Below are 12,156 nucleotides of genomic sequence, written 5' to 3' on the forward strand. Positions count from 1 at the left end.
TTTTTTTTATTATCTTGACATCTATGGTCTTTTTGCTATAATAAAGACGAGTCTTTATATAGTCTTTTTATGCTTTAGGAGGGTACCACAATGAACGAATTCTTACGACGAGCAAAGGAACTTGAACCCCAGATGCAGAAGGACCGGCGCTACCTGCACCAGCACGCCGAAGCAGGAGAGCACCTGCCCGGCACAGCCAAGTATGTCATGGAACGCCTTGCTTCCATAGGGCTTTCCCCCCGGGAAATCTGTGACTCAGGCGTCACTGCCCTGATTGAGGGCAGCCGCCCCGGCAAGACCATTCTCCTCAGGGCTGACATGGACGCACTCCCCATGAATGAGACCAACAGCCTTCCCTTTCAGACGGTCACGGATGCGGCCCACAACTGCGGCCATGACATACATACCGCCATGCTTCTTGCGGCTGCCCAGATTCTGTACGAGCGCAGGGATGAACTCTGCGGGAGCGTCAAGCTGATGTTCCAGCCGGCGGAAGAGGTCTTTACGGGTTCCGAAAACATGATTAAGGCAGGGCTTCTTTCCAATCCCACAGTGGATGCCGCCATGGGCATGCATGTGATGTTGGATACCTCGGTTCCCTCCCTCAACTATGGCACAGGCTTCATTACATCCTCCTGTGACGGTTTTAAAATCACGGTAAAAGGCGTGGGCTGTCACGGCGCCATGCCTCATCTGGGTATTGACCCCATCAATGTGGGCTTCCATATTTACAGCGCCTTCCAGAACCTCATAGCCAGGGAATGCGACCCCGGCGAGAAGGCAAGCCTTACCCTGGGCGCGTTTAATTCAGGATCCACATCCAACATTATTCCTGACAGCGCCGTGCTCATGGGCACTCTGCGCACCTATAATAAGGAGCTGCGCGCCAGGCTTGTAAAAAGGATGCATGAGATTACAGAATACATGGGAAAGGTCTTTGGAGTGACCGTTGAATACGAATCCCTCTCCGAGGTGCCCTCCACCTACTCTGACCCGGACCTTACCAGGGAACTGGCAGGATATGCCGCCGAGGTGGCGCCTGATTTCATTAAACGCACGGATTACTCCGTCACACCTTCCGATGATTTTGCCCGCGTGTCCGAAAAGGTCCCCACTGTCTACTTCATGATAGGATGCAGGGTGGATGGATGCACGGTCCAGCACCATAATCCGGGCGTATTATTCGATGAAACCGTCATGCCCTACGGGGCCGCAGTACACGCAGCCTGTGCATTTAACTGGCTGAACAGGAGAAACGCATAATGGAACGCAAAAAAATATATTATGGCTGGTTTGTTGTCTTTGGATGTCTCATGATTACATGTACCATGGTGCCCCCCATCATGGCGCTCAGCAATAAATTTCTGATTCAGGTCACGGGTGAGCTTCAGATTTCCAGAAGCGCCTTTACCCTGGCCAATACCATTCTCCAGGGCCTTGGAATCTTCCTGTCCCCCATTGTGTCGGCCAGGCTTGCAAGAGGCAACATGAAACGGATTCAGACCGTCAGTATTATTGGCTTTGTCCTTTCATACGCCTCCTTCTCCCTTGCCACCAACGCGATTCATCTTTACATTTCCTCCCTCTTTACCGGTATTTTCTTCTTAAATGCCTCCCTGATTCCGGTAAGCATGATGATTACCAACTGGTTCGTCAAAAAGAGAGGACTTGCCATGAGCATTGCCATGGCCGGAATCGGCGTGGGCGGCACCATCTTCAGCCCTGTCATCACATGGCTGCTGGGAGCCTATGGCTGGAGGAGCACCTACCGAATCATGGCTCTCATTATCCTGGTACTGGCCCTTCCCGCTGCCCTGTTCATCCTCAGGAAACGTCCGGAGGACATGGGACTTTTACCCTATGGCAGCGAGGATGCCTCCATCCAGGATGCTGCCTCCAAACGTATCCCCAAAAAGGCCGACATTATATTTCCGCTCAGCGTGAAGGAATCGAGGACAAAGCTGTTCTTCATCCTTTTCATCTTCGGCATGCTGTGCAACGGACTGATTAATACCGGCTCCCTGGGCCACTTCCCTCCGGCCATTGAGGAACTTCAGGGCCCCCAGGTACAGGCTTTAATCATCTCCATGTATTCCATGATTGGTATTTTCGGGAAACTGGTCTTGGGATGGCTCAATGACAGGTTCGGCGTTGTGACCAGCACTGCCTTTGGATGCATCACCTTTGCCCTCTCCTTTATCTTCATCCTTTTTGGGCAGAACATCAGCATGCTCTACATCATGGCCTTCCTCTTCGGCCTGGGAGATGCCATCGGCACCGTGACCCCTCCTCTTATTACCTCCGCCATCTTTGGCGCTGAAAAATACGGCGAGGCATACGGAATCGCCAACAGCTTTACACAAATCGGCCTTTCCCTGGGAGCGCTCATGGTGGCTGCCATATATGACGCCAGCGGCTCCTACAATACGGCCTGGATTCTCCTTCTTATCCTGACCCTGGGCGCCTTCACGGGCTGGGTGGGCGCGTACGCGGCATCCAGAAAGTACTGCCAAAAGCCTGTGGCGGACAACACGCAGAATGCTCAGGCCACGCAATAAAGCCAGAAGCGGAGCAGGATATAATTAAAAGATAAAAGCAAAGCGCCTTCAAACCATCCATGTATACCAGAATGGTGTTGGAGGCTCAACACATTAAAAATAACTCGGTCAAAGGCCGCTTCCCGCTGCTTCATAAATCCCCAATCAAAAATTCCCTCCTGGTTATGGGTTTTGTAGACAAATCAAAATACTCCACCCGGCCCAGGATCAATCATTTCTCCGTCAAATCATTGTATCATCCCTCATTCCCTCCACTATATTGATGTCGCGTATCCTTCTGCCGGCTGTCCAGTATGCCATACCCACAAATACCAGAATCACTCCCCAAAACAGTGCCAGAGGCTTTAATGGTATGACGGACAGATAATCACGGAACATAAACCTGCTCTGCCGGACCGTGAATATGACGAATCCTATATTAACCGGAATGCTTGCCACAACGGGCCTCAGGCCCACGATACATGCCTCCATGGCCAATATCCGCGCCACTCCTTTAGATGTAACTCCCACTGACAGATATCGGGCAAATTCCCGTTTTCTCATGTAGAGTCCGCCCAGGGTGTTGGCATATACATTGGCAATGCCCACAAGGGCCAGAAGCCCGCAAAGACTGCCCATGATAAGCTGGTATCCTCTTCTTACATCCATCTCATATGCTTCCTCTGTCTGCCGGTTTTCCAGCTCATAGTCCGATTTCCCGTCCATCAGGCTGCGCACGCTTTCTTCCAGCTCCGGGACCGCCTCATCCGATACAGCTTTGATCTGATAATGCACTTCCTTTGGAATCCTGCATGGTTTGTATATGCTCCTGTGTGCAGCTGCATTATTCCTGCATTTTTTCCGTCTGTATTTTCACCAACCCAATTTCCACGATCTGCATATGCAGCATCTGTACTTCCACCGTCCCTGTTTTCGCCCATCCCCATCCCTTCAATCATCACAACAGTCACGGGATACTCAAACGGCCTGATAAACGGGAGGTCCCCGGCAATGTCCCATATCTCTTCCAATAACCGGTTTCTGGTCAGCACTTCTCCCTGCCGGTTCAAAAAGACCAGCAGCAGCCTGTACTCCAGGGCTGACAATATGATTTCCTGTCCGTCCCTGGTTACGGTCCCCTTCACAGTGTCCACAAGCAGGTCCCCAGCCCGCAGCACGGACCGGCTCCTGCCGCTTCGCCTGAGCACGTTCTTCACCCTGGAATTCAGTTCCAGGGGACGGAAGGGCTTTGCAATATAGTCATCCGCCCCCAGCTCAAATCCGGTTACCACACTTTCCTCGTCTCCCATAGCCGTAAGGAAAATAACCGGAATATCAGACTCCCGCTTCATGGCAGTGCAGACCCAATACCCGTTTCCGTCAGGAAGCATCAAATCCAGCAAGACCAGGTCAAAGGGTTCCCGCCGTATCCGTTCAAGGCTTTCCTCCCTGGTTCCACCGCAACAGCCGTAAATCATTATATTATAACCAGCCCCGGGTGAAAAGACAAGTTAAAAGGCGGGACACTTATCGCATCCCGCCTTCCGGCATTGTTGAATCAACTCAAAGAACCTATGGCGGGGAATGTTCCTCCTACAAAAGGAATATACATAACCATAACTTCTACAAACTTCGTATAAAGGAGGTTTTGCCCATGTGCACAGCTATGGTCACACAGACGTCCCAGGGGGACATTTATTTTGGCCGGACCATGGATTTTTCTTATCCCCTTGAACCAGAACTGTATGTGGTTCCCAAAGGTTATCAGTGGAACAATATCATGAACACCCACCAGGTCCGCAACCGTTACCGTTTCATGGGAATCGGACAGGACATATCCCCGGTGGTCTTTGCAGACGGTGTCAACGAGATGGGGTTCGGGGCCGCTGTCCTCTATTTCCCCGGCTATGCCCAGTATGATTCCCCTGACTCTGAGGATCCGTCCAGACCTGCCATCACAGCCCTGGAACTCACAGGATTTCTCTTAGGTTTAAGCGCATCCGTGGAGGAAGCAGCATCCCTTCTCCGCACCATCCGAATCGTTGGCGCCGAAGACTCCATAACCGGAACCGTTGCCCCGCTCCACTGGCTTGTGGCGGACCGGACCGGCAAATCCATGGTCATTGAAAAGACAGCCGACGGCCTGCATCTCATGGATAACCCCATAGGAGTCCTCTCCAACAGCCCTGACTTCCAGTGGCACCTGACCAACCTGCGCAATTACATGAATCTCTCCTCCACGCAGAATCAGTCACAGACCTGGGGCAGTCTGGAGCTGACCCCCTTAGGACAGGGCACCGGCAGCTTTGGCCTGCCCGGTGATTACACTCCTCCTTCCAGGTTTGTCAGGACCGCATTTCTAAAGACCCATACCCCCATTCCGGCAGGCAGGGAGGAAGCAGCGCTGACCTGTTTCCATATAATGGAAAGTGTCAGCATTCCAAAGGGCCCGGTCATCACCGGCCGGAATACGCCGGATTATACCCAGTACACAGCCTTCATCAACCTTTCCTCCAGAGAATACTTCTTCAGGACCTACGGCAGCAGCTGCATCACCTCTGCATCACTGCCCGGCAATCCGGATACGGAAAGCGGCATGAAATCGCTGGCAGTCCTCAATCAGCCCGCTGCCTTTTGCCGATTACCCGCGTCTTCGGACACGTTCTAACACCTGGTAGAGATATTCCACATCCACAGGCTTAGTCACAAAGCCGTCCATCCCGGCCTCTGCTGCTGCATCCGCATCCTCCTGAAAGGAATTAGCTGTCATGGCTATAACAGGGATGGAAGAGGCATCCTGTCTCTGCATCCCGCGGATGGATCGGCAGGCTTCCAGGCCGTTCATCTCAGGCATCTGGATATCCATGAGAATAGCCTGATAGGTCCCGGGACTGCTCTGGGCGAACAATTCCACAGCCCGTTTTCCATTCTCCGCCCTGCGCACACCGGCCCCCTTATCTTCAGAAGCTCAATGGCTATCTCCGCATTCAGGTCATTATCCTCGGCCAGAAGGATGTTCATATGTTCCAGACTGCCGCTTTCCTGCCGGACCCGCCAGGGGAAATACAGCTGAAAAATAGAATACTTCCCTTGCCCAGCTCACTCTTAAGCTTCAGTTCCCCTCCCATCAGCCGCACAATAGTCCTGTGATAGTAAGTCCCCGCCCGGTTCCCTGGCTCTTGGAATAGTTGGACCCCACCTGTTCAAAGGCTCCGAATACGCGTTTCTGATTCTCCTCAGATATGCCCACACCGTTATCAATCACCTGAAACTTATAGGTCACCTGCTGATCCGCGCAGCCGGTCCGGGTCACCCGCATGGTGATGCTGCCGCCTGCCGGGGTAAATTTAAAGGCATTGGAAACCAGATTGGTCAGAACCTGCTGGAGACGGATAACATCCCCCTTAAGCGTATGGCTTTCCACATCCTTTGTAACGGTAAACTCCAGTCCACGGCGCGTGGCCTCTGGGGTCAGCATGTCCTCAAGCTCGTCCACGGCCTGGTTCATGGAAAATGCCTCATTTGACACCGTCATTTTCCCGCTCTCAATGCGGCTCATATCCAGGATATCGCTGATTAACCGCAGCAGATACTGGGATGAGGACCGGATTTTCCCCAGGTTTTCCCTTACCTGTTCCGGGACATCCTCCATCATTGATGTTAAATCGCTGAGTCCCACAATGGCATTCATGGGCGTACGTATCTCATGGCTTCAACTCCACGACAGATGCGGTACGGGACCCTATGGTCATCATATTCTGGTTAGTCAATGCGGTTTTCTGTTCACTGCTCAGACTGTTAACCGACTTATTCAGGATAGGAAGCAATTCGCCGTCAACCGGCCTGGTAACCGCAAAACAGATATCATTTCTGTCATTAACCAGGGTATTCGGAACCACGTTTGGGTAGTGGTGGGCCTGCATATCGTGCTCGATTTTGGTGGAGATTCCGTAGAAAAAATCAACCTCCCCATTATTCACTGCCCGCAATGCCGCCCTGACATCAGGAAAGTATCTGACCTCATCCGCCTAGCTCCCACCAGACCATCCGAGGGATAGCTGACCCCCTTGTTCATGACGATATGGACGCATACGCCTTTGAAAGAGCCAGCCCCATGTCTGCCCCGTCCTCCTCGGAACCCAGAAAGGCTCCCAACACATCTGCCTTTCCCTGATATACCAGATCCAGCGCTTCCTGATAGGTGGTGCCGCAAAAAGGCCCTGGTATTCCAGGGCCCGGCATGATAACTTTTTCACAATCGTAAAACATTCAAAGCCATACAGAAACGATTCAGGTGCGGCAATATCCCCTTCTATCTCAGTCCGGCCTCCCTCAGCATCCAGGCAATCCTGGCGCTTTCCTCCAGCTCTTCCAGGCAGTAAAAGGCGTCCATCAGATTTTTTCCCGGCACCACTGCCCCGTGCTGCTTCAGCAGATAGCCGTCGCTTTCCATCACACGCTGCTCAAAAGCGTCAAACAGTGCCTGGGAACCCGGCTTCTCGTAGGGAACCAGCCCCACCTTACCCAGCTTCATCTTCAGATACGGGGTATGGTCCGGGATTGCGTCTGTTTCGTCCTCAGCCGGCACAAAGCTCCACAGCACCCCATAGGTGCCATGGGTATGCAGGATAGCGCCTGTTCCCGGCTTTTTCTGGTATACCTTCAGATGCAGGGGCCATTCCTTGCTGGGCTTGCTGCTGCTCAGACATTCCCCGTTCATATCCATGACTGAAAATTCATCCTCTTTCAGGGTTCCAAAGCAGCTTCCGCTCTGGCTGATGTACATCCTTCCATCATGGAAAAAACTCATATTAGCCGATGAACCGGCTGTCTTGTTCCTCTCAAACAGACTCCTTCCAATCCAGACCGCGTCCTTTAATTTCTGCGCTAACTCCTTGTCCATCATTTTCCTTCCTCCATCCGCGTCATCTCCAACACTTTCACAAAAAACTCTTCCTGCCCGAAATTCCCGGACTTTAATACAAGGCGAAGCGACTCATTCTCCATGGGCACCATGACCGGCACTCCGGGCGCCACGCTGGCGCCAATCTGGTAGGAAGAAAATCCCAGCCGTTTTGTCACCGCACCGGAGGTCTCTCCCCCTGCCACCACCACTCTCCTGATTCCATGGGCCACTGCCCGTTCCGCCAGCTTGGCGGCTGCCTGTTCCAGCATCTCTGCCACACGCTCCTGCCCGTATTGCTGCACTTCCTTCACATTTCGGGCTGTATCAGAGCTGTACACCAGCACCGGGGTTCCCCAGTTTTCTCTCACAAACTTCCACGCGTCCTCCAAAGTCTCCCTGTCCTCAAGCATGGCCACAGGGTCCATCTTATAGCTGAGTCCGCCGTGGGCCTGGAAATAGTCAATCTGCCCCAGGGTAGCCTTGGAACAGCTTCCCGCAAGCAGAATGGCGGATCCCTCTGCCTGAATATCAAGCTCCGGCAGCATCTCCTGCCGGCTGCTCAGCCGTTTTGCAAGCGGCTCCAGAATCCCGCTTCCGCCTGTCAGCAGGGCCAGATCCCCGAACAGCTCCACAATCCGTTCCCCATCCTCCATATCCCGGTAATCCGGTATCACATAGAAATGCTCCTGCCCGTCCGCTTGTTCCGTAAGCATGGCAAGGATTTCATCTGCCGGCCTGTTCATCTGCTCCTTCCAGAGCTCCACACAGGGGTACTTGCTCTGGGGCTTCATCAGGTTGGCGATTCTGGAGTCCCACATGGGAGTCAGAGGATGCTTCTTCATAGGGCTCTCATGCAAAGGCACATCGCCCACATACAGTTCCCCATTTCTTACCACACGTCCGTTGACAGGCAGCGCCGGGCACAGTACCGTATAGGACACCCCAAGGAATTCCATGGCGGCGTCTGCAACAGGGCCAATATTCCCCTCCGGAGTAGAGTCAAAGGTGGAACAGTATTTCAGATAAAATTTCTCCACGCCCTGCTCCTTCAGCCAGCCAAGGGACCGCATGGTATCCGCCACTGCCTCCCCGATATCCTGGGTCCTTGATTTAAGCGCTATCACAATAGCCTGTACTCCCTCCGCAATCCTGCTTCCTTTTGCCGGAATCCCGTTAAAGAGCTGGACCGACATGCCTCCCTTTACCAAAAATGAAGCTGCGTCGCTGGCGCCTGTAAAATCATCGGCTACACATCCGAATATTGGCATAGTTTACCTCCTGTTATCATGAAATGATATATTATACAATTATATTAGCAAATTTCATGCCAACATGAATCACAGCCTTCCTGCTTTGTTCTTCAGCCATATATGTTGCAAAACCGTTGACCAAACTGTTGCATTATTGTAGAATCGAAACAGCAACAACTGTACCATCCGCCATAGGAGGCCCGCTATGATTCATATACTATTCATTGTACCATATCCTGAACTTCGGGAAAAGGTTGAGTATGTCTTAGACAACCATCCTGAAAACAAACGAATTTCCGCCAACATACAGGTATTGACAGTTGACCAGATTTCACGGATTAATGCAGGAAGCTACGATGCTGTCATCGCCCGGGGGTTCAGTGCTAAACAGCTGAAAGCCATGCATCCCCAGACTCCCGTTATCGACCTGGCCATTTCCGGTTATGATATCATACGCACGGTAGCTGAATGCCGCAAAGATTTTAATTCCACACAGATTGCCATTTGCGGATTTTACGGAAAAATATATGAGGCCTCCGACATATGCAAACTGTTAGGATGCGAAGTGGAAATTTATCCGGCCAGCAATCACAGGGACCTGGAAGCCAACATAGACGAGGCCGTCGCCCATGGATGTGACGCGCTAATCGGAGGATACTCCGCTGTAGAGCTGGCTGAAAGACATGGCATCCCATCCCGCCTGATACGTACCGGAGAGGATACCATCCTTCAGGCAATCAATGAGGCCATACGCACGGTCGAACAGATACAGATCGAACGAATTGTCGCCGAGACCTATAAGACCATCATATACGCGTCCAAGGACGGCATCCTGTATATTGATTCCTCCGGTACCATACGGGTACGCAACCGGGTGGTCAAAGCCATGAACAACAATATCAGCCTGCTGTCAAGGTCTCTGCAGACAACCCTTCCCTATCTCTACAAATCCTTTAGCGAGGTTTTAAAGGGGGGGCAGGAAATAAACGGCAGCATTCTTACCATCCCCAAAAGCAACCTTACCGTATCCGCCTCCTTTGTTCCTGTTGTGGTCAATAACAACATTTCCGGCGTCGTGATTACCTTATCTGATATAACTGAGATACAGAAGCTGGAAAATCAAATCCGCCGGAGCCTCAGCGAAAAAGGACTCCGTGCAAAATATACCTTTGGCGACATTATTCATAAGAGCGCTGTCATCGACGCCACCATTGATACGGCGCGCAGATATGCTGCCTCGGATTCCAATGTCATCATTGTGGGAGAAACCGGGACAGGAAAAGAATTGTTTGCACAGAGCATACACAATGCCAGTCCTCGTAAAAATGGACCTTTTGTCGCCATCAACTGTGCCGCTCTACCGGAAAATCTGCTGGAAAGCGAGCTCTTTGGCTATGTGGAGGGCGCCTTTACCGGCAGCGTCAAAGGCGGCAAAATGGGACTCTTTGAACAGGCGCACGGCGGAACCCTGTTTCTGGATGAAATCGATGAATCCCTTTCCACCCAGACCAAGCTGCTGCGGGTCCTCCAGGAACGTGAGGTCAGAAGAATTGGTGATAACAAGGTCATCTCCATCAATGTCCGCATTATTTCCGCCACCAATAAAAGCATCAATCAGCTTGCCGGCAAAGAACTGTTCCGCCGTGATTTGATGTACCGCCTGGATGTTCTGAGAATTTTCCTCCCCCCTCTTCGCCAGAGAGACCGGGACGCGGAACTTCTGTTCCTGCATTTGTTGCGGCAGCGGGGGCAGGAGTGCGGGATACCTGTTCCCGAAATCAATCTTTCGGCCTTATCTGTCCTTAATGATTATCCATTTAATGGAAATATAAGGGAACTGCGCAACATTGTAGAGCGCTCTCTGGTAATCTGCTCCGGAAATGCCATCACCAGAGATGATTTGCTAAGGGCGCTATATCCCCAGGATTTAGAGGATTCATCTCCGGTTCCTGTCTATACTGCATCTCAGACCTCCAGCGAAGAAAGTTCCATCATATGGGCACTTGGAGAATGCGGCGGCAATCAGACCAGGGCTGCCAGGCTGCTGGGTATTAACCGTTCTACACTATGGAGAAAAATGCAGAAATATAATATAAAAATATAATTCAATTCATGCAATGGTGTTGCACATTTTGTTGTGATATCGTTGCATTTTTTGCTGTAATACTGTTGCAATCGCACTCCCCCTCACCCCCCCGGTGTATTTCTCACTATATCGACCTTTTTCTTGTGTCTTTTATGAAGCTTTTATTATTTTTAGCCGATATCCATATACTTGGCATAATAATTGCTTTAAACAACTGCATCGAGCAATAGGAACACGCCATGCTCCGGCCCTGCCGGGGTGGTCAGTCTCCGGGGTATCCTGTCCTTAAACGACGGTCCATTTCTTACCATGATTGCACTGGGCACCACCGGCCTTGCGGAAATTCCAATTCTGTCTCTGGTAGCAGCCATAGTTCCTCTGATTATCGGTATGATTTTGGGCAATCTGGATTAAGATTTCAAGGTGCTGTTATCCAACGGATTAGCTATGCTGCTTCCCTTTAACGGCTTTGTGCTGGGAGCCAATACAAGCCTGTTTACTATTGCAAAGGCCGGTGCCGGCGGTATTGTCCTTGGACTTATAACTGTTTTGTTTACGGGTGTGCTAACTTATTACCTGTACAGCCTGATTCGAAGAAAACCGGATCCCATGGGAATGGCCATTGGTACCACCGGAGGCAATGCTGTAGCTGTACCTGCATCCGTTGCCATGGCGGATCCTTCCCTGGAGCCGGTAGTGGGCGTGGCTACCGCGCAGGTAGCTGGCGCTGTTGTTATCACAGCCATTCTGACCCCCATTTTGACCGGATTCTTTGCCAGAAGGGCTGCTAAAAGGCAGCAGAAATAATGATGAGCTTAATTGCATTGAAAGAAAGTGAGGACTTTTATGGAACGTTATATCATTAAGGCAAACAAAATCATAGCGGGAGATCAGCTGGAAGTCATGGAAAACAGCGGGCTTCTGATTGAAAATGGAAAAATCCAAAAAATATACGATAATATCTTTCAAGTTGAAATACCAGAGCAAACAAACGTAATTGATTATGGCGATAAGGTAATCATCCCCGGCATGATTGACTGCCACAACCATCTGGCATTAGACGCCAGACTTGAAAATCACCTGGTCAAAATGGAGGACTGCGAGGCAGAGCAGACCATACGCGCCATTAAAACCATGAAGGACGACCTGGCAGCCGGTGTAACCACCTCCAGATGTCTGGGAGACAGGTTCTATATTGATGTAATATGTAAAAAGGCGCAGAAGGAAGGACGTATCGCAGGACCGAAGCTGGTTGTCAGCGGCATCGGCATGCGCAGCAGCCATGGGCATGGATATGTAGGAATGCCCCATTGCGGCGCGGAAGCTTTCCGCAGGACCTCCAGGGAAAATATCCCCGCGGTGTTGATTTTCTGAAAG

The 12,156-nt window shown here is 51.4% G+C and carries 14 protein-coding genes and 1 pseudogene; 6 read left to right on the plus strand and 9 right to left on the minus strand.

All coding sequences use genetic code 11. From position 1 onward, the window contains the following. Positions 1-90: 90 nt before the first annotated feature. Together G614_RS0116875 and G614_RS0116880 are read left to right on the plus strand one after the other, a co-directional pair. Positions 91-1,263 carry a M20 metallopeptidase family protein gene (locus G614_RS0116875; protein ID WP_027642896.1) on the plus strand — a complete coding sequence of 391 codons (1,173 nt, stop codon included), beginning with the start codon at positions 91-93 and terminating at the stop codon, positions 1,261-1,263. Continuing rightward, positions 1,263-2,558, plus strand: coding sequence for an MFS transporter (locus G614_RS0116880; RefSeq protein WP_027642897.1), 1,296 nt, complete (start codon positions 1,263-1,265; stop codon positions 2,556-2,558). Before G614_RS0116875 ends, G614_RS0116880 begins: the two co-directional genes overlap by 1 nt. A gap of 222 nt (positions 2,559-2,780) precedes the next feature. Here the strand turns inward: G614_RS0116880 and G614_RS29325 are convergent, their stop codons facing one another. Together G614_RS29325 and G614_RS32845 are read right to left on the minus strand one after the other, a co-directional pair. Continuing rightward, positions 2,781-3,332 (minus strand): FtsX-like permease family protein, encoded by a 552-nt coding sequence (locus G614_RS29325; protein WP_242828117.1) that lies wholly within the window; start codon positions 3,330-3,332, stop codon positions 2,781-2,783. Next, positions 3,263-4,015 carry a response regulator transcription factor gene (locus G614_RS32845; RefSeq protein ID WP_242828118.1) on the minus strand — a complete coding sequence of 251 codons (753 nt, stop codon included), beginning with the start codon at positions 4,013-4,015 and terminating at the stop codon, positions 3,263-3,265. The genes G614_RS29325 and G614_RS32845 overlap by 70 nt, the downstream gene beginning before the upstream one ends. Positions 4,016-4,191: 176 nt before the next feature. On the opposite strand from G614_RS32845, the gene G614_RS0116895 reads away from it, so the two are divergent. After that, complete coding sequence (locus G614_RS0116895; RefSeq protein WP_027642899.1) at positions 4,192-5,205, plus strand: linear amide C-N hydrolase; 1,014 nt, start codon at positions 4,192-4,194, stop codon at positions 5,203-5,205. On the opposite strand, the gene G614_RS32850 is transcribed toward G614_RS0116895, so the two are convergent. The 6 genes from G614_RS32850 to otnK all read right to left on the minus strand — a co-directional run bounded on the left by G614_RS32850 (position 5,179) and on the right by otnK (position 8,711). Continuing rightward, positions 5,179-5,481 carry a response regulator gene (locus tag G614_RS32850; RefSeq protein ID WP_027642900.1) on the minus strand — a complete coding sequence of 101 codons (303 nt, stop codon included), beginning with the start codon at positions 5,479-5,481 and terminating at the stop codon, positions 5,179-5,181. The genes G614_RS0116895 and G614_RS32850 overlap by 27 nt on opposite strands. A 183-nt stretch (positions 5,482-5,664) precedes the next feature. Continuing rightward, positions 5,665-6,228, minus strand: a complete 564-nt coding sequence (locus G614_RS32855) for a sensor histidine kinase (RefSeq protein ID WP_027642901.1) — start codon at positions 6,226-6,228, stop codon at positions 5,665-5,667. 13 nt (positions 6,229-6,241) lie between these two features. Further along, entirely contained in the window at positions 6,242-6,517 is a 276-nt protein-coding gene (locus tag G614_RS32860; protein ID WP_242828119.1) for a hypothetical protein, read from the minus strand. A 91-nt stretch (positions 6,518-6,608) separates the two neighbouring features. Then, positions 6,609-6,779 (minus strand): hypothetical protein, encoded by a 171-nt coding sequence (locus tag G614_RS32865; RefSeq protein ID WP_242828120.1) that lies wholly within the window; start codon positions 6,777-6,779, stop codon positions 6,609-6,611. Between the two features lie 70 nt (positions 6,780-6,849). Then, on the minus strand, positions 6,850-7,443 hold the full coding sequence (locus G614_RS0116925; RefSeq protein ID WP_027642904.1) for a class II aldolase/adducin family protein: 594 nt from the start codon (positions 7,441-7,443) through the stop codon (positions 6,850-6,852). Next, the gene (gene otnK, locus G614_RS0116930; RefSeq protein WP_027642905.1) at positions 7,440-8,711 is read right to left on the minus strand and encodes a 3-oxo-tetronate kinase; all 1,272 of its coding nucleotides are present in this window, start codon (positions 8,709-8,711) and stop codon (positions 7,440-7,442) included. The genes G614_RS0116925 and otnK overlap by 4 nt, the downstream gene beginning before the upstream one ends. 187 nt (positions 8,712-8,898) lie before the next feature. Between otnK and G614_RS0116935 the strand changes: the two genes are divergently transcribed. Beyond that, positions 8,899-10,797, plus strand: coding sequence for a sigma-54-dependent Fis family transcriptional regulator (locus tag G614_RS0116935; RefSeq protein ID WP_027642906.1), 1,899 nt, complete (start codon positions 8,899-8,901; stop codon positions 10,795-10,797). A gap of 188 nt (positions 10,798-10,985) precedes the next feature. Here the strand turns inward: G614_RS0116935 and G614_RS32870 are convergent, their stop codons facing one another. Next, positions 10,986-11,150 (minus strand): hypothetical protein, encoded by a 165-nt coding sequence (locus G614_RS32870; RefSeq protein ID WP_242828124.1) that lies wholly within the window; start codon positions 11,148-11,150, stop codon positions 10,986-10,988. On the opposite strand from G614_RS32870, the pseudogene G614_RS27800 reads away from it, so the two are divergent. Both G614_RS27800 and G614_RS32875 read left to right on the plus strand, forming a co-directional pair. Further along, positions 11,089-11,586 (plus strand): annotated as a pseudogene (locus G614_RS27800) (2-keto-3-deoxygluconate permease). The gene G614_RS32870 and the pseudogene G614_RS27800 overlap by 62 nt on opposite strands. Before the next feature lie 39 nt (positions 11,587-11,625). After that, on the plus strand, positions 11,626-12,153 hold the full coding sequence (locus G614_RS32875; protein WP_242828121.1) for an amidohydrolase family protein: 528 nt from the start codon (positions 11,626-11,628) through the stop codon (positions 12,151-12,153). Positions 12,154-12,156: the final 3 nt, after the last annotated feature.

Source organism: [Clostridium] clostridioforme AGR2157 (assembly GCF_000424325.1).
Lineage (GTDB): Bacteria > Bacillota > Clostridia > Lachnospirales > Lachnospiraceae > Enterocloster > Enterocloster clostridioformis_A.

Excerpts from the sequence above, each read along its gene's own strand:
- G614_RS0116875 (WP_027642896.1), top strand. The coding sequence starts at position 91 with ATGAACGAATTCTTACGACGAGCAAAGGAACTTGAACCCCAGATGCAG.
- G614_RS0116880 (WP_027642897.1), top strand. The coding sequence starts at position 1,263 with ATGGAACGCAAAAAAATATATTATGGCTGGTTTGTTGTCTTTGGATGT.
- G614_RS32845 (WP_242828118.1), bottom strand. The coding sequence starts at position 4,015 with ATGATTTACGGCTGTTGCGGTGGAACCAGGGAGGAAAGCCTTGAACGG.
- G614_RS0116895 (WP_027642899.1), top strand. The coding sequence starts at position 4,192 with ATGTGCACAGCTATGGTCACACAGACGTCCCAGGGGGACATTTATTTT.
- G614_RS32855 (WP_027642901.1), bottom strand. The coding sequence starts at position 6,228 with ATGAATGCCATTGTGGGACTCAGCGATTTAACATCAATGATGGAGGAT.
- G614_RS32865 (WP_242828120.1), bottom strand. The coding sequence starts at position 6,779 with ATGCCGGGCCCTGGAATACCAGGGCCTTTTTGCGGCACCACCTATCAG.
- G614_RS0116925 (WP_027642904.1), bottom strand. The coding sequence starts at position 7,443 with ATGATGGACAAGGAGTTAGCGCAGAAATTAAAGGACGCGGTCTGGATT.
- otnK (WP_027642905.1), bottom strand. The coding sequence starts at position 8,711 with ATGCCAATATTCGGATGTGTAGCCGATGATTTTACAGGCGCCAGCGAC.
- G614_RS0116935 (WP_027642906.1), top strand. The coding sequence starts at position 8,899 with ATGATTCATATACTATTCATTGTACCATATCCTGAACTTCGGGAAAAG.
- G614_RS32870 (WP_242828124.1), bottom strand. The coding sequence starts at position 11,150 with ATGGCTGCTACCAGAGACAGAATTGGAATTTCCGCAAGGCCGGTGGTG.
- G614_RS32875 (WP_242828121.1), top strand. The coding sequence starts at position 11,626 with ATGGAACGTTATATCATTAAGGCAAACAAAATCATAGCGGGAGATCAG.